Source organism: Microbacterium sp. 69-7 (genome assembly GCF_001897985.1).
Classification (GTDB): Bacteria; Actinomycetota; Actinomycetes; order Actinomycetales; family Microbacteriaceae; genus Microbacterium; species Microbacterium laevaniformans.
Window position 1 is genome coordinate 1 of the sequence record NZ_MKRU01000022.1, and the last position, 16,826, is coordinate 16,826.

Annotated in this window: 17 protein-coding genes; 15 read left to right on the forward strand and 2 right to left on the reverse strand. The window is 69.7% G+C overall.

The window, feature by feature from the left end; genetic code table 11:
* Positions 1-77 precede the first annotated feature (77 nt).
* Positions 78-866: an IclR family transcriptional regulator gene (locus tag BGN98_RS02320; protein ID WP_288119300.1), complete on the reverse strand. Its 789-nt coding sequence runs from the start codon at positions 864-866 to the stop codon at positions 78-80.
* A 106-nt stretch (positions 867-972) separates the two neighbouring features.
* On the opposite strand from BGN98_RS02320, the gene BGN98_RS02325 reads away from it, so the two are divergent.
* The 15 genes from BGN98_RS02325 to serA all read left to right on the forward strand — a co-directional run bounded on the left by BGN98_RS02325 (position 973) and on the right by serA (position 16,132).
* On the forward strand, positions 973-1,773 hold the full coding sequence (locus BGN98_RS02325) for a CoA transferase subunit A (protein ID WP_288119301.1): 801 nt from the start codon (positions 973-975) through the stop codon (positions 1,771-1,773).
* A gap of 1 nt (position 1,774) precedes the next feature.
* Entirely contained in the window at positions 1,775-2,428 is a 654-nt protein-coding gene (locus BGN98_RS02330; protein ID WP_288119302.1) for a 3-oxoacid CoA-transferase subunit B, read from the forward strand.
* A complete protein-coding gene (locus BGN98_RS02335; protein WP_036290468.1) occupies positions 2,425-3,609 on the forward strand; it encodes an acetyl-CoA C-acyltransferase in 1,185 nt (394 codons plus the stop codon). The genes BGN98_RS02330 and BGN98_RS02335 overlap by 4 nt, the downstream gene beginning before the upstream one ends.
* An 81-nt stretch (positions 3,610-3,690) precedes the next feature.
* Positions 3,691-3,933, forward strand: coding sequence for an MFS transporter (locus tag BGN98_RS02340; protein WP_288119304.1), 243 nt, complete (start codon positions 3,691-3,693; stop codon positions 3,931-3,933).
* 183 nt (positions 3,934-4,116) lie between these two features.
* On the forward strand, positions 4,117-5,211 hold the full coding sequence (locus BGN98_RS02345) for an MFS transporter (protein ID WP_288119306.1): 1,095 nt from the start codon (positions 4,117-4,119) through the stop codon (positions 5,209-5,211).
* A gap of 168 nt (positions 5,212-5,379) precedes the next feature.
* The gene (locus BGN98_RS02350) at positions 5,380-6,774 is read left to right on the forward strand and encodes an alpha,alpha-trehalose-phosphate synthase (UDP-forming) (protein ID WP_288119342.1); all 1,395 of its coding nucleotides are present in this window, start codon (positions 5,380-5,382) and stop codon (positions 6,772-6,774) included.
* The gene (otsB, locus tag BGN98_RS02355) at positions 6,771-7,547 is read left to right on the forward strand and encodes a trehalose-phosphatase (protein WP_288119309.1); all 777 of its coding nucleotides are present in this window, start codon (positions 6,771-6,773) and stop codon (positions 7,545-7,547) included. Before BGN98_RS02350 ends, otsB begins: the two co-directional genes overlap by 4 nt.
* Before the next feature lie 9 nt (positions 7,548-7,556).
* Positions 7,557-9,263, forward strand: coding sequence for a dihydroxy-acid dehydratase (gene ilvD, locus BGN98_RS02360; protein WP_288119310.1), 1,707 nt, complete (start codon positions 7,557-7,559; stop codon positions 9,261-9,263).
* Between the two features lie 60 nt (positions 9,264-9,323).
* Complete coding sequence (locus BGN98_RS02365) at positions 9,324-11,123, forward strand: acetolactate synthase large subunit (RefSeq protein WP_036290479.1); 1,800 nt, start codon at positions 9,324-9,326, stop codon at positions 11,121-11,123.
* A 1-nt stretch (position 11,124) separates the two neighbouring features.
* A complete protein-coding gene (ilvN, locus tag BGN98_RS02370; protein WP_005050112.1) occupies positions 11,125-11,634 on the forward strand; it encodes an acetolactate synthase small subunit in 510 nt (169 codons plus the stop codon).
* A gap of 71 nt (positions 11,635-11,705) precedes the next feature.
* On the forward strand, positions 11,706-12,731 hold the full coding sequence (ilvC, locus tag BGN98_RS02375; protein ID WP_005050115.1) for a ketol-acid reductoisomerase: 1,026 nt from the start codon (positions 11,706-11,708) through the stop codon (positions 12,729-12,731).
* Between the two features lie 104 nt (positions 12,732-12,835).
* Positions 12,836-13,561: a copper homeostasis protein CutC gene (locus BGN98_RS02380; RefSeq protein WP_005050117.1), complete on the forward strand. Its 726-nt coding sequence runs from the start codon at positions 12,836-12,838 to the stop codon at positions 13,559-13,561.
* Positions 13,558-14,073, forward strand: coding sequence for a hypothetical protein (locus BGN98_RS02385; RefSeq protein ID WP_005050120.1), 516 nt, complete (start codon positions 13,558-13,560; stop codon positions 14,071-14,073). Before BGN98_RS02380 ends, BGN98_RS02385 begins: the two co-directional genes overlap by 4 nt.
* Positions 14,070-14,423, forward strand: coding sequence for a hypothetical protein (locus tag BGN98_RS02390; RefSeq protein ID WP_005050122.1), 354 nt, complete (start codon positions 14,070-14,072; stop codon positions 14,421-14,423). Before BGN98_RS02385 ends, BGN98_RS02390 begins: the two co-directional genes overlap by 4 nt.
* 104 nt (positions 14,424-14,527) lie before the next feature.
* Entirely contained in the window at positions 14,528-16,132 is a 1,605-nt protein-coding gene (gene serA / locus BGN98_RS02395) for a phosphoglycerate dehydrogenase (protein ID WP_288119313.1), read from the forward strand.
* A 134-nt stretch (positions 16,133-16,266) separates the two neighbouring features.
* Here the strand turns inward: serA and BGN98_RS02400 are convergent, their stop codons facing one another.
* Positions 16,267-16,809 carry a TetR/AcrR family transcriptional regulator gene (locus tag BGN98_RS02400; protein WP_005050126.1) on the reverse strand — a complete coding sequence of 181 codons (543 nt, stop codon included), beginning with the start codon at positions 16,807-16,809 and terminating at the stop codon, positions 16,267-16,269.
* Between the last annotated feature and the right edge of the window lie 17 nt (positions 16,810-16,826).

The following is a 16,826-nucleotide window of genomic DNA, read 5'->3' on the forward strand; positions in this document are numbered from 1 at the left end:
AACCTAGACAGGCGCCACCTCGGCATCGGAGGCATCTCACCCATCGACCGCATCAACAACGGTCGAGGTCAGTACAGCTAGCGCGCGCCGGCGGCGATGCGCGTGGTCAGCTGGTGCGCGTGGGCGAGGAGCGTGCGTCCGAGGTCGGGAACGCGCTCGGGGGAGAAGCGGAAGTCGACCCCCGTGAGGCTCAGCGCCCACTGCGGGTGACCCGCGCGCGTGAACACGGCCGCCCCGATGCCGTAGCTGCCCTCGACGATGAGCCCCGGGTTGAGGGCGTAGCCGCGGGCCTGCGTCTCTCGCAGACGCGCGCGCAGACGCGGCTCGGCGTGCGCCGCGCCGTGGCGCTCGGCGAGCTCGGGATGCCGGTCTAGGTACGCGTCCACATCGTGAGGCGGCAGGAACGCAAGGATGGCCAGCCCTGCCGAGGCGACGCCCAGGGGGAAGCGCACGCCCTCCGACAGGACGAACGACCGGATCGGGAACGCGCCGTCCTCGCGGATGAGGCACACCGTCTCGTCGCCACGGCGCACCGACAGGAACGCGCTCTCCTCGGTGCGCACCGCGAGCGAGCGGACGATGTCGCGCGCGATGGCGGTGATGTCGTAGCGGGATGCCGCGACCGTGCCCATCAGATAGAGCTCCGGTCCCGGCATCCAGGCGCCGGAGTGCTCGTCCTGGTCGACGAGGCCCTCGTGACGCAGCGCGCTCAGCAGGCGATGCGCGGTCGGGCGGGTCAGCTCGGCGCGGCGTGCGATCTCCGCGACCGACAGGCCCTGCTCGCCCGCCGACGTGACGAGTCGGAGGAGTGCCGCCGCGCGTGCCACTGACTGCGCGCCGGGGATGGTTCGTCGCGAGGCGTCCATGATGTGGACAGTACGCGCCGCGGCATCCACATGGCAAGCGCCGACGTGCGCGGCCGTGTGCGACGGCGGAGTATGGAGGTGATACGCGGTGACAAAGGAGTGATTCGTGATCGACAAGACCTACCCGTCGGCTGCCGATGCGGTGGCCGACATCCCGGACGGCGCGTCGCTGGCCGTCGGCGGATTCGGCCTCTCGGGAAATCCCATCGCGCTCATTGAGGCGCTGCTGGCTCAGGGCACGCGCGATCTGTCGATCGTCTCGAACAACTGCGGCGTCGACGACTGGGGCCTCGGCGTGCTGCTGAACGCGAAACGCATCCGCAAGATGACCTCCTCCTACGTCGGCGAGAACAAGGAGTTCGAGCGGCAGTTCCTCTCCGGCGAGCTCGAGCTGGAGCTGACACCGCAGGGCACGCTCGCCGAGAAACTCCGGGCCGGCGGCGCGGGGATCGCCGCCTTCTTCACCCAGACCGGCGTCGGCACCCAGGTCGCGGAGGGCGGGCTGCCGCGCAAGTACGACGGCGCCGGGGGCGTTGCGGTGGCCTCGCCGCCGAAGGACGTCCGCGCCTTCGCGGTCACCGGAGTGGAACGGGACTACGTGCTCGAGGAGGCGATCGTCACGGACTTCGCGCTCGTGCACGCCGCGAAGGGAGACACCCACGGCAACCTCGTCTTCCACAAGGCCGCCCGCAATTTCAATCCGCTCGCCGCCATGGCCGGGAGGGTCTGCATCGCGCAGGTCGAGGAGCTCGTCGACCCCGGCGAACTCGACCCCGACGGCATCCACCTGCCCGGCATCTACGTGCGCCGCATCGTGGAGGTCGGCACCGACATCGAGAAGCGCATCGAGCGCCGCACCGTCACGGTCGACGACAGCGCCGATCGCGACATCCCGGAAGGAGCCTGAGATGGCGCTCACCCGCAACGAGATGGCCGCACGTGCGGCCGCGGAGCTGGCCGACGGGTCGTACGTGAACCTCGGCATCGGGTTGCCGACGCTCGTGCCGAACTTCGTGCCCGACGACGTGACCGTCGTGCTGCAGTCGGAGAACGGCATCCTCGGCGTCGGTCCGTACCCGACCGAAGCGCACGTCGACCCCGACCTCATCAACGCCGGCAAGGAGACCGTCACCGTCCTTCCGGGCGCCGCGTTCTTCGACTCGGCGCTGAGTTTCGGCATGATCCGCGGCGGCAAGATCGACGCGGCCATCCTCGGCGCGATGCAGGTGTCGGCCTCCGGAGACCTGGCGAACTGGATGATCCCCGGGAAGATGGTCAAGGGTCCGGGCGGCGCCATGGACCTCGTCCACGGTGCGGAGCGGGTGATCGTCCTGATGGAGCATGTCGCCCGCGACGGCTCGGCCAAGATCGTGAACGCCTGCTCGCTGCCGCTGACCGGACGCGGCGTGGTCGACCGCATCATCACCGACCTGGCCGTCATCGACGTCACGGACGGCGGCCTCGTCCTCATCGAGACGGCCCCCGGCGTGAGCGTCGACGAGGTCGTCGCCGCCACCGAACCCGATCTGATCATCGCCGACGCACTCAAGGAGATCGCATGAGCACCGACGACATCGTCATCGTGGCCGCCGCCCGCACGCCGCAGGGGCGGCTCAAGGGGCAGCTCGCCTCCTTCACCGCGGCGCAGCTCGGCGGGTTCGCCATCGCCGGCGCGCTCGCGCAGGGCGCCATTGCCGCCGAGGCCGTGGATGCCGCGATCATGGGGCAGGTGCTGCCGGCCGGTTCCGGACAGAACCCGGCGCGCCAGGCGGCCCTCGCCGGCGGACTCGGCTGGGACGTCCCGGCATCCGCCGTCAACAAGGTGTGCCTGTCGGGCCTCACCGCGATCATCGACGCCAAGCGGATGATCGCCTCCGGCGACGCGAGGGTCGTCGTCGCGGGCGGCATGGAGTCGATGACGCGTGCGCCGCACCTGCTCATGGGCTCGCGCGAGGGCTGGAGCTACGGATCCGTCGAGGTGCTCGACCACATGGCCTACGACGGTCTGACCGACGCGTACGACCGCGAGAGCATGGGCGCCTCCACGGAGCGGCTGAACCCGCGCTTCGAGGTCACGCGCGAGCAGCAGGACCGCGTCGCCACCCTGTCGCACCAGCGCGCCGCGGCGGCGCGGGATGCCGGGGTCTTCGACGCCGAGATCGTCGCCGTCGAGGTGGCGCAACGCCGCGGTCCCGCGGTGACGATCACCACCGATGAGGGCATCCGCGACGAGACCACCGCCGAGACGCTCGCCGGTCTTCGCCCCGCATTCGCGCCCGACGGGTCGATCACGGCCGGCAACGCGTCGCAGATCTCCGACGGCGCCGCCGCCGTGGTGCTGACCACACGCGCGCACGCCGACGCGAGCGGATGGCCGGTGCTCGCCGTGGTGGGCGCGGCTGGTCAGGTCGCCGGTCCCGACAACTCGTTGCACGCGCAGCCCGCGCGCGCGATCGCGCAGGCCCTGCAGCGGCAGCAGCTCGCGGCATCCGATCTGGATCTCGTCGAGATCAACGAGGCGTTCGGCGCCGTCGTCGCCCGCTCGCAGCGCGAGCTCGGTGTGGGGGAGGACGTCGTGAACATTCACGGCGGCGGCATCGCCCTCGGGCACCCGATCGGCGCCTCCGGCGCGCGGCTCGTCGTCCACACCGTGCACGAGCTCGTCCGCCGCGGTTCGGGCACGGCCGCGGTCGGCCTCTGCGGCGGGGGAGGCCAGGGCGAGGCGCTCCTGCTCACGCGCTGACGCGCGACGCCGGCGGTTCGCCGCACACCGCGCGCCGGCCGGCCCGGCTATCGTCGGGGTGACGCACGGGGAGGTGACCGCGTGGGCCGAGCGCGCGACGAACGGTCTGCGGCGTTCGCCCGGTACTGGACGGCGGCTGCGCTGAGCTCGTTCGGCACTGCCATCACGACGGTCGCGATGCCCGTTCTCGTGGTCCAGCTGCTCGGCGCGACACCGCTCGAGGTCGGTGTCGTCAACGCGGCGCAGTTCGTTCCGTACGCCGTGCTCGGCGTCATCGCCGGTGTGTACACGGATCGCTGGCGTCGCCGACCCATCCTCGTCTGAGCCAGCATCGCGCGGGCGCTGTCGCTCGGGGCGGTACCCGTACTCTGGGCATGCGGCATCCTCCAGGTGTGGATGCTGGTCGTCGCGCTCCTGCTGTTCGGGTCGTTCTCGGTGTTCGGCTTCGCCGCGGCACAATCCCTCCTGCCTCGTCTCGTGCCGCGTGACGGGTAGCTTCGCGCCAACATGAGACTGGGCCCGACGGATGCCGCGGCCCAGACGCTCGGCCCGAGCATCGGCGGCGGCCTCGTGGGGCTGGTCGGCGCTCCCCTCGCCATCGTCATCGACGCGGTGAGCTACCTCGCCGAGGCCGTGCTGAACGCCACCGTGAGGGTCGAGGAGCCGCGGGCGCCGCATCGCCCAGCCCGACTGGGCACCGAGATCGGCCAGGGGATGCGGTGGACGTACCGGCATCCGATGCTGGGCCCTCTCACCGTATCGACTCACGTCTGGTTCGTCGCCAACGGCGCGGCGTTGACGGCGCTGTCGCTGCTGGCGCTTCGCGAGCTGGGATTCTCCGCGCTCACGTACGGGTTGCTGCTGACGGTCTTCGGAGTCTCGAGCCTGATCGGAGCGTCGAGCGCCGCCGTGCTCACGGGACGCATCGGCGCGGGACGCGCGATCGTGGGCGCACGCTCGCTCTACCCGCTGGCGTGGATCCTGGTCGCCGTGGCGCCGCCGTCGGAGCTCGGCGCGGCTCTTCTGTTCGTCGCGATCGGCGTGCAGGGCGCCGCGATGGGCATCGAGAACACGCCGGAGCAGCTCCTCTGGCAGACGCTCACCCCCGATCGGTTCCTGGGGCGTACCAACACGACCGACGCGCGGGCAACCGGACGCTCGCCGCTGTCGCGGCGTTGTCGGCCGGCGTCGCCGTCGGCCTTATCGGGGATCGGGGCGCTCTGGCCGCGACCGTCGTGGTGTTCGCCGTCGCCGCGGCGATCGCGTGGTTCTCTCCGCTGCGCCGCCGCGGGGAAGAAACTCTGGCGTTCGATTGACGTCTCCGCCAGTGCACGGTCCGTCGAGACCTCCGCGCGACCCGTCAGCCGGCGCGCGACCGGGTCGCGACCGACACCGGCTTCGTGCACTACGAGATCGGGCTCTGATCTCGTCGTGGGTATCGGTGCTCAGCGCTGGAGGCGCGTGGCCAGCAGCTTCTGTTCCCTCCCACGGATGGGGGAGTCCGTCGAGACGACGCGCCCGCGTGAGGCGCGGTACGTGTCGACGATCGTGCCGATCGACAGCGCGAGCGTGATGCCCCAGCTCAGCCAGGCGAGCGCCTGACGCCAGGTGAACGGCACGTCGCCGCGCAGTCCCCGCAGCAGCGCGAGGCCGCTGGTCACGGCGGAGATGATCCCGGTCCCGAACAGGTACTTGCGCATGAGACCACGTTAGCCTGGAAGAACGCCTGCCGAGAGGAGCCGCGTGAGCGACCCGAAGTCAAAGGCCGACATGATCGTCGTGTCCAACCGTTTGCCCGTCGACCACGACCCCAGCGTCGAGGGCGGGTGGCGTCGCTCGCCCGGAGGTCTCGTCGCCGCGCTCGAGCCGGTGCTCCAGCAGACCGGGGGAGCGTGGGTCGGCTGGCCCGGGACCGCGGGGTTGGAGCTCGAGCCGTTCGAGCTCGACGGCATGGAGCTCGTTCCGGTGACGCTCACCGACGAGGACGTCGAGCTCTACTACGAGGGCTTCTCCAACGACACCATATGGCCGCTGTATCACGACGTCATCTCGCCGCCCGCCTACCACCGCGAGTGGTGGGAAGCCTATGTCCGCGTCAACGAGCGGTTCGCCGCAGCCGCGGCATCCGTTGCCGCTCACGGAGCGGTGGTGTGGGTTCAGGACTACCAGCTCCAGCTCGTCCCGCGGCTGCTGCGGGCGCTGCGACCGGATGTGGTGATCGGCTACTTCCACCACATTCCCTTCCCTGCATACGGTCTGTTCGCGCAGCTTCCGTGGCGCAAGCACGTGCTGGCCGGTCTCGTCGGAGCCGACGTCATCGGCTTCCAGCGGGTGCAGGATGCCGGCAACTTCACGAACGCCGTGCGGCGCCAGTTGGGGTTCGAGACGAAGTCGGGCGCGATCCGCGTGGTCGCGGATGATGGTTCCGTGCGCACGGCCGTGGCGAAGGCGTACCCGATCTCGATCGACACGCAGCTCTACGACGAGATCGCCCGGCGCCCCGAGGTCCAGGCGCGAGCGAAGGAGATCCGTGCGAGCCTCGGCGACCCGCAGACCGTGATCTTCGGCGTCGATCGCCTCGACTACACGAAGGGCATCGGCCATCGGCTCAAGGCCTACGGCGAGCTCCTCGAGGAGGGCCGCCTGGACGTCGAGGACGTCACGCTCGTCCAGGTCGCGAGCCCCAGTCGCGAGCGCGTCGCCGCATACATGCAGCTACGCGACGAGATCGAGCTCACCGTGGGACGCATCAACGGCGACCACGACACCGTCGGCCACACCGCGATCAGGTATCTGCATCACTCGTACCCGCGCGAGGAGATGGTCGCCCTGTATCTCGCGGCGGACGTGATGCTCGTCACGGCGCTTCGCGACGGCATGAACCTCGTCGCGAAGGAGTATGTCGCCAGTCGCATCGACAGTCGCGGGGTGCTCGTGCTCAGCGAGTTCACCGGCGCCGCCGACGAGCTCTCGCAAGCCGTGAAGGTCAACCCCCACGACATCGACGGACTCAAGGACGCGATCATGGCGGCGGTCGAGATGCAGCCCGCCGAGCAGGCCCGCCGGATGCGGGGCCTGCGCCGGCGTGTGCGCGACCACGACGTCGCCGACTGGTCACGACGCTTCCTGGCCGACCTCGACGCCGTCCGGAAGCAGGACGCGTGAGCGGCTGGGAGCCCATCGCCGGCCTGGCGCGTGTGCCGCGGTTGCTCGTCGCACTCGATTTCGACGGCACGCTCGCGCCCCTGGTCGACGAGCCGATGGCGGCGCGCATGAGCCAGGATGCGCGGGCAGCGGTCGAGGCCCTCGCACAGGCGCCGGGGACGACGGTCGCCTTGGTCTCGGGACGGACGCTGCGCGACCTCCGGGTGATCGCCGAGTACGACGACGGCTCGCCGCTGCTTCTGGCCGGCTCGCACGGCGCGGAGCAGTGGCCGCCTCCGGGGGAGGCACCGCCTCCCGTGGACCCTCTGCTGCTCGCGCAGCGCGACGACCTGCGCGCGCGTGCCGAGGCCATCGCCGCCGCCGCCGACCGTGCCTGGGTCGAGCCGAAGGAGTTCGGCTTCGCGCTGCACACGCGCCTCGTGTCGGATGCCGCCGCCGCGCGCGGCGCGCAGGAGAGGATCGCTGCGCTCATGGCCGCGGAGGCTTCCGACTGGCGTCGGCGGGATGGCCACGACATCCTCGAGTACGCCTTCCGTGCGGAGGGCAAGGACGGCGCGGTCGCACGGCTGCGCGCGCAGACCGGTGCGAGCGCGGTGCTGTTCGCCGGCGACGACGTGACCGATGAGGACGCCTTGCGCAGTCTCCAGCCGGGTGACGTGGGTGTGCGGGTCGGCCCGGGTGAGACCGCGGCGACTGTTCGTGTCGCCGGCATCCCCGAATTGGCGGCGCTGTTGACACGTCTGGCGCGCGAACGGTACACCCTGCGGGAATAGACTTCGAGGATGCCGGACAGCGATCCCTCCATCGACATCAAGCCCCGCAGTCGTGTCGTCACGGACGGCATCGAGGCGACCACCTCCCGCGGCATGCTGCGCGCCGTCGGCATGGGCGACGAGGACTGGGACAAGCCCCAGATCGGCATCGCGTCCAGCTGGAACGAGATCACGCCGTGCAACCTGAGCCTGGACAGGCTCGCGCAGGGCGCGAAGGAGGGCGTGCACGCCGGCGGCGGGTACCCCCTGCAGTTCGGGACCATCTCCGTCTCCGACGGCATTTCGATGGGTCACGAGGGCATGCACTTCTCGCTCGTGTCCCGCGAGGTCATTGCCGACTCCGTGGAGACCGTGGTCATGGCCGAGCGGCTCGACGGCACGGTGCTGCTCGCCGGCTGCGACAAGTCGATCCCGGGCATGCTCATGGCCTCTGCCCGCCTCGATCTGTCGAGCGTTTTCCTTTACGCAGGATCCATCGCGCCGGGCTGGGTGAAGCTGTCGGACGGCACCGAGAAGGACGTCACGATCATCGACTCGTTCGAAGCGGTCGGCGCGTGCCTTGCGGGGAAGATGAGCGAGGCCGACCTCAAGCGCATCGAGTGCGCGATCGCCCCCGGAGAGGGGGCGTGCGGTGGCATGTACACCGCGAACACGATGGCGTCCGTCGCCGAAGCCCTGGGGTTGAGCCTTCCGGGCTCGGCCGCGCCGCCTTCTGCGGACCGTCGGCGCGACTACTACGCGCACCGGTCGGGGGAGGCGGTGGTGAACCTGCTGCGCCAGGGCATCACGACGCGCGACATCCTCACGAAAGAGGCATTCGAGAACGCCATCGCCCTGGCCATGGCGCTCGGCGGCTCGACCAACGTCGTGCTGCACCTGCTTGCCATCGCCCGCGAAGCTGATGTCGAGCTGAGCCTGCACGACTTCAACCGCATCGGTGACAAGGTGCCGCACGTGGCGGATATGAAGCCGTTCGGTAAGTATGTGATGAACGACGTCGACCGTCACGGCGGCATCCCCGTGATCATGAAGGCCATGCTCGACGAGGGACTGCTGCACGGCGACGCCCTCACGGTGACGGGGAAGACCCTCGCCGAGAACCTCGCCGAGCTCGATCCCGACCCGATCGACGGCACCGTCATCCACACCTTCGATGACCCGATCCACGCGACGGGCGGCATCACGATCCTCCACGGCTCACTGGCTCCCGAGGGCGCCGTCGTCAAGACAGCGGGCTTCGATGCGTCGGTGTTCGAGGGGCCCGCGCGGGTGTTCGAGCGGGAGCGCGCGGCGATGGACGCCCTGGAGGCGGGCGAGATCGCCGCGGGCAGCGTGATCGTCATCCGCTACGAGGGCCCGAAGGGCGGCCCCGGCATGCGCGAGATGCTCGCCATCACAGCGGCCATCAAGGGCGCGGGGCTCGGAAAAGATGTACTACTCTTGACGGACGGCAGATTCTCAGGCGGCACAACCGGCCTGTGCATCGGCCACATAGCACCCGAAGCGGTGGACGCAGGTCCCATCGCCTTCGTGCGCGATGGTGATCTGATACGGGTCGATATCGCGGCTCGCACTCTCGACCTACTCGTCGACGACGCAGAGCTGAACTCCCGCCGTGACGGCTGGGAGCCTCTTCCCCCGCGCTACACCCGTGGCGTTCTGGCCAAGTACTCGAAACTCGTGCGCTCCGCAGCGGAGGGCGCGACGACCGGCTGAGGCCGTGACTCCCAGGGCGGGAAGCCGCCCTCACACGCATCTGACACCCGAGGTACCACTATGTCTCTCGACACCGCGGCCGTGCCGCGACCACCCGCCCGCGGAGCTGCTGCTCCGGTGATGACCGGAGCCCAGGCCGTCGTCCGATCCCTCGACATGCTCGGGGTCACAGACGTCTTCGGTCTGCCCGGCGGCGCCATCATGCCGGTCTACGACCCTCTGATGGACGATGAGGCGGTGCGCCACATCCTCGTCCGCCACGAGCAGGGCGCCGGTCACGCGGCCGAAGGGTACGCCGCGGCATCCGGCCGCACCGGCGTCGCGATCGCGACGTCCGGTCCCGGCGCGACCAACCTCGTCACCGCCATCGCCGATGCCTACATGGACTCGGTGCCCCTCGTCTGCATCACGGGCCAGGTGTTCAGCCACCTCATGGGCACCGACGCCTTCCAGGAGGCGGACATTGTCGGCATCACGATGCCGATCACCAAGCACTCGTTCCTCGTCAAGAGCGCCGAGGAGATCCCCGGCGCGATCGCTGCGGCGTTCGAGATCGCCTCCACGGGGCGCCCCGGTCCCGTCCTGGTCGACATCACGAAGGATGCGCAGCAGGCCTCGGCGCCGTTCGTGTGGCCCCCGAAGATCGAGCTGCCCGGCTACCGCCCGGTCACGAAGGCGCACGGCAAGCAGATCCAGGCGGCGGCGCAGCTGATCGCGCACGCCAAGAAGCCCGTGCTGTACGTCGGCGGCGGCGTCATCCGCGCGGGTGCGGCGGCGGAGCTGCGCGTGTTCGCCGAAGCGACCGGCGCCCCCGTCGTGACGACGCTCATGGCGCGCGGGGCGTTCCCCGACTCGCACCCGCAGAACCTCGGCATGCCCGGTATGCACGGCACGGTCCCGGCGGTGCTCGCGCTGCAGGAGTCCGATCTCATCGTCGCGCTGGGTGCCCGCTTCGACGACCGCGTGACCGGAAAGGCCGACGAGTTCGCTCCGAACGCGCAGGTCGTGCACGTCGACATCGATCCGGCGGAGATCTCGAAGATCCGCACGGCCGACGTGCCGATCGTGGGGGATCTGAAGGAAGTGCTCGTCGACCTGGATGCCGCGTTCCAGAGCGCCCGCGTCGACCACACGCCCGACATCGCGGAGTGGTGGGCCTACCTCGACGGTCTGGTCACCGAGTTCCCGCTGGGTTACGCCGAGCCCGAGGACGGCCTGCTCGCGCCGCAGTACGTCATCAAGCGCATCGGCGAGCTCACCGGACCCGAGGCCGTCTACGCGGCGGGCGTCGGCCAGCACCAGATGTGGGCCGCGCAGTTCATCAGCTACGAGCGGCCCAACGCGTGGCTCAACTCCGGTGGAGCCGGAACGATGGGCTACTCGGTGCCGGCCGCCATGGGCGCGAAGGTCGCCGAGCCCGACCGTGTCGTGTGGGCCATCGACGGCGACGGCTGCTTCCAGATGACCAATCAGGAACTGGCGACGTGCGTCCTGAACGACATCCCGATCAAGGTCGCGATCATCAACAACTCGAGCCTCGGCATGGTGCGCCAGTGGCAGACGCTGTTCTTTGCGGGCCGCCACTCCAACACCGATCTCAACACGGGTCACGGGACGGTGCGGGTGCCCGATTTCGTCAAGCTCGCCGACGCCTACGGCTGCCTCGGCATCCGCGTCGAGAAGATCGAAGAGGTGGATGCCGCCATCACGCTGGCACTGGAGACGAACGACCGGCCCGTCGTCATCGACTTCGTCGTGTCGGCTGACGCGATGGTGTGGCCGATGGTGCCGCAGGGCGTGAGCAACAGCTTCGTGCAGTATGCCCGCGACCATGCGCCCAGCTTCGACGGGGAGGACTGAGATGAGCCGTCATGTCCTGAGTCTTCTGGTCGAGAACAAGCCGGGTCTGCTGACGCGCGTGGCCGGCCTGTTCGCGCGCCGCGGCTTCAACATCGAGTCGCTCGCGGTGGGCGTCACCGAGGTGCCCGGCCTGTCGCGCATCACGGTCGTCGTCGACGTCGAGGAGCTGCCGCTCGAGCAGGTGACCAAGCAGCTGAACAAGCTGATCAACGTCATCAAGATCGTCGAGCTGGAGCCGGCGGCATCCGTGCAGCGCGAGCACATGCTCATCAAGGTGCGCGCCGACAACCAGACGCGCTCCAACGTGATCGAGGTCGTGAACCTGTTCCGCGCCTCGGTCGTGGACTACGCGACCGACGCCCTCGTCGTCGAGGTCACCGGCGACCGCGGCAAGATCGAGGCGATCCTGCGTGCGCTCGAGCCGTTCGGCATCAAGGAGCTCGCTCAGTCGGGTCTGCTCGCGATCGGCCGCGGCGGCAAGTCCATCACCGAGCGCGTCCTGCGCGGCTGACACCTTCGCGGGCGTTTCGACTCGCTGCGCTCGCTCAACGACCGGAAAGAAACCAAGGAGAAACACACACCATGGCTGAGATCTTCTACGACTCCGACGCCGACCTGTCCGTCATCCAGAACAAGAAGGTCGCGATCGTCGGCTACGGCTCGCAGGGTCACGCGCACGCGCAGAACCTCCGCGACTCGGGCGTCGAGGTCGTCATCGCGCTGAAGGACGGCTCGAAGTCGATTGCGAAGGCCCAGGAGGACGGCTTCGAGGTGAAGAACGTCGCCGACGCCACCGCGTGGGCCGACCTGATCATGATCCTCGCGCCCGACCAGCACCAGCGCGGGATCTACAGCGAGAGCATCCTGCCGAACCTGTCGGCCGGCAAGACCCTCGCCTTCGCCCACGGCTTCAACATCCGCTTCGGCTACATCGACGCCCCCGAGGGGGTCGACGTGATCCTCGTCGCCCCGAAGGCGCCGGGTCACACCGTGCGCCGCGAGTTCGTCGCCGGTCGCGGCATCCCGGACATCATCGCCGTCGAGCGCGACGCCTCTGGCCACGCCTGGGCCACGGCGCTGTCGTACGCGAAGGCGATCGGCGGCACGCGCGCCGGCGTCATCAAGACCACGTTCACCGAAGAGACCGAGACCGACCTGTTCGGTGAGCAGGCCGTGCTCTGCGGTGGCGTGTCGCAGCTCGTCCAGTACGGTTTCGAGACGCTGACCGAGGCCGGTTATCAGCCGCAGATCGCCTACTTCGAGGTGCTGCACGAGCTCAAGCTCATCGTCGACCTCATGTGGGAGGGCGGCATCGCCAAGCAGCGCTGGTCGGTCTCCGACACCGCCGAGTACGGCGACTACGTCTCGGGCCCGCGCGTCATCGACCCGCGCGTCAAGGAGAACATGCAGGGCGTTCTCGCCGACATCCAGTCCGGCGCGTTCGCGGAGCGCTTCATCGGCGACCAGGATGCCGGAGCTCCCGAGTTCCAGGAGCTGCGTGCGAAGGCCGCCGCCCACCCGATCGAGGCCGTCGGCAAGGACCTGCGCGCCCTGTTCGCGTGGAAGCAGCAGGACGCCGACTACACCGAGGGCTCCGCCGCGCGCTGACCTCGTCCAGACCCTCGGCACACCCGCCGAGCAGGCTTGCGAAAGCCGTACCGGCCCGGCCCCCACACAAGGGGGCCGGGCCTTTCGCTTGCTAGCGTGACGGCATGACCGTCGCGTTGGAGATCGCCGTTCAGGATGCCGCGGGCGCCCGCGCCGCCATCGCCGCCGGAGCGGACCGCCTGGAGCTGTGTCAGGCCCTCGCCGTCGGCGGACTCACGCCCTCGATCGCGTTGGTGGAGACGGCGGTCGCCGCCGTGGGCGGGGGACGCGTCAACGTGCTCGTGCGCCCTCGCGCAGGTGGCTTCGTCTACGACGGCGACGAGATCACCCTCGTCGCGGCGGACGTCCGAGCAGCGATCGCCGCGGGCGCAGCCGGTGTCGTCGTCGGTGCGCTGACCGACGACGGGCAGGTCGACGCGCAGGCGCTGCGCAGGTGGAGGGCCGCCGCAGGCGACAGCACGCTCGTGTTTCACCGCGCGATCGACGCGGCCCCTTCACCGCTCGCCGTCCTCGACGAGCTCGCGGCGATCGGCGTCGATCGCGTGCTGACCTCGGGCGGCGCCGCCCGCTCCGTCGACGGCACGGATATGCTGCGACGCCTGGTTGCGGCGGACACCGGTATCGAGATCATGGCCGGCGGCGGCATCCGCGTCGGCGACATCGCGCGCATCGTTGCCGTGGGCGTCGACGCCGTGCATCTGTCCGCCCGCGCCGTCGCCGGTCTCGACGTGCCGTCGGGGCCCGGGGGAGGAGCGGGCGGCCACGACGTCACCGACCCGGTCGTGGTGGCGGCGGCCGAGGCCGCCGTCCGCAGTACGCTTTCGGGGTGAGCACGCCACGTGATGACGACGCCCTGAGCTGGGACGGCGACGATGACCCCACTCTCGAGGTGGGCCACCGACCCACCGCCGAGCCGGTGACCGCCCCGACGGTCGCGCCCGAGCCGGCCGTGCTTCCCGACGGATTCACGGCCGTCGGCAAGGGCAGCACCACCGTCGGCCACATCGATGCGGACGGCACCGTCACGATGCCCGACGCGCCGACGCAGATGTCGAATGCGATGCTCGTGACCCTCGGCATCCTCGCCGGCGCTTACCTGCTGTTCACCATCGGCTGGATCATCGGCGGGTTGCGTCTGCGGGGCACGGCAGAGTTCCTCGTCAGCCCGGTCGGGTACGCGGCCGCCCTGTGGCTCGCCGTCGCGGCGGCGCCGGTGTGGTTCCTCACGGTGTTCGTCCTCACCCGCGCCGCGAAGGCCTGGGTGCGCGTCCTGCTGCTGGTCGGCGGTCTCGCCCTGCTCGTACCGTGGCCGTTCATCCTCGTCGGGGCGGTGGGACGATGACCACGAACGCCCCCACGCCCTCCCGCACGCGTGCCCTGCCCACCTGGCTGATCGTCGCCATCTCCGTCGTGTTCGTTCTGTTCTACGCGTACTTCGTGTGGAACGCCGTCGGCTTCCTCTCGCAGGCCGCATCGGGCGCTCAGCCGCTGAACGCCTACGGCTGGTTCGTGCTGCTGCTGTCGGTCGTCTTCCCGCTGATCGCGTTCGGCGTCGCCTTCGCCGTCGGCTGGCGGCGGACGTGGTGGGAGTTCGCCCTCGTCCTCATCACCGGTCTGTGTGTCGTGGCGGTGTTCTGGCTGAACATCCTGACCTACACCGTGGGGCCGTCCGGCTCGTCGATGCTCGGCTGATCCCACGCTTTTGCCCGGCCGTCATACGGTCGGGGGCAGGGGGGTCTGACCGGTAGGCTGGCATCCTTCCACCCGCTCCGATCCTGCGCAAAGGTCCTGCCGCTGTGTCCAAGCCTGTCGTCCTCATCGCCGAAGAACTCTCACCCGCCACGATCGATGCCCTGGGGCCGGACTTCGATGTCCGTCAGGTCGACGGCACCGACCGTCCCGCGCTCCTGTCGGCTCTGGCCGACGCCCACGCCATCCTGATCCGATCGGCGACGAAGGTGGATGCCGAGGCGATCGCAGCGGCTCCAATACTCAAGGTCGTCGCGCGTGCCGGCGTCGGACTCGACAACGTCGACATCAAGGCCGCCACGGCCGCGGGGGTCATGGTCGTCAACGCGCCGACCTCCAACATCATCTCGGCGGCCGAGCTGACGATCGGGCACATCCTGAGCCTTGCCCGTCACATCCCCGCCGCTCACGCGTCGCTGGCCGCCGGCGCCTGGAAGCGCAGCTCGTTCACGGGCACGGAGGTCTTCGAGAAGACCGTGGGCATCATCGGTCTCGGCCGCATCGGCGCCCTCATCGCCGCTCGTCTGCAGGCATTCGGCGTGAGGGTCGTGGCGTACGACCCGTATGTCACGCCGACGCGCGCCCAGCAGCTCGGCGTCACGCTCCTGAGCCTCGATGACCTGCTCGCGCAGAGTGACTTCATCACGATCCACATGCCGAAGACGCCCGAGACGACCGGCATGATCGGCGCGGCGCAGTTCGCGCGCATGAAGCCGACCGCGTACGTCGTCAACGTCGCGCGCGGTGGACTCATCGACGAGGAGGCGCTCTACACGGCGTTGACCACGGGGGAGATCGCCGGCGCCGGACTCGACGTGTTCACGAGCGAGCCCCCGAAGCCCGACGGCACCGCGTTCCCGCTGCTGTCGCTTCCGAACGTCGTGGTGACCCCGCACCTGGGCGCGTCGACCGACGAGGCGCAGGAGAAGGCCGGCATCTCCGTCGCCCGATCGGTCAAACTCGCCCTCGAAGGCGACCTCGTGCCCGATGCGGTTAACGTCGCCGGTGGAGTCATCGACCCGTTCGTGCGTCCCGGCATCGCTCTCGTCGAGCAGCTCGGTCAGGTATTCTCCGGCCTTGCGACCAGCGCCCTCACGAGCCTGGACATCGAGGTGCGCGGCGAGCTCGCCGCCTACGACGTCAGCGTCTACCGCCTCGCGGCGCTGAAGGGCATCTTCACGAAGATCGTCAGCGAGAACGTGTCCTACGTGAACGCGCCGTTGTTCGCCGAGCAGCGCGGCATCGAGACCCGTCTGATCGTCGAGGCCGACAGCCCGCTCTATCGCAACATCACGATTCTGCGCGGCACGCTGTCGGACGGAACGGTGCTCGAGGTTGCGGGAACCCTGGCCGGAACCCGCATGGTCCCCAAGATCGTCGGCATCAACGGCTACGAGATCGAGGTTCCGATCGAGAAGCACCACATCCTCATGCGCTACGCAGACCGCCCCGGCATCGTCGCGATCTACGGCCAGAAGCTGGGGGAGGCGGGCATCAACATCGCCGGTCTGTTCGTCGCTCAGCCCGACGCCTCGGGCCGTGCGCTCTCGGTTCTCACGGTCGACCAGCCCGTGCCGGACGCGATCCTCGACGACACGCGACAGGCGATCGGCGCCGACCTCTTCCGCCAGCTGGAGATCGTCGGAGCCTGACGTCGCGGCGCGGGGTTTCGGGGCGCCGCGGCATCCCGTCGTCGAGCCGCCATGATTCCTCCGAACCGCTATGGTTTAGCGCGCAAAACCATAGCGGTTCGACGAGAACGTGGCGGCTCGGCGGGATGCGGGGGTCAGCGGACGGCGCGCTCGACCAGGGCGACCAGCGCCTTCAGCGCGTCGCCGCGGGGGACCGGTCCGGGGATCGATCCGCCCGACAGGGCGTTGTTGAAGTACAGGCCGTCGCCGACGAGCATCACGAGATCGAGCGCCGCGCCCTCGGGGGCGTAGGGACGCAGCGCGTCAGCCCACTTCTCCCGCACCTCCCGCAATGCCTCGGCGGCGTGGCCGTTGCCGCCCTGCGCGAGGCGCGAGGTGGCGAGGATGACGCGGTCGATCGGGTCGTTCGACATGACGGATGAATGCAGATAGTGGGCGATGGGGCCGCCCGGGTAGCTCGACATCGCCGCGACGTCCTCGTCGACGAGGGTCTGGAGGCGTTCGATCAGGCCCGCCTCGAGCATCTCCTTCGAGGCGAAGTGGTAGAGCAGGCCACCTTTGGAGACCCCGGCTGCGCGCGCCGTGGCATCCATCGTCGCCGCGCGTTCACCCTCGTCCACGAGGATCGCCTCGAAGGCGTCGAGCACCTTCTCGCGGGCCAGGGGAGGGCGACTCATGGTGTCGATCGTATCGA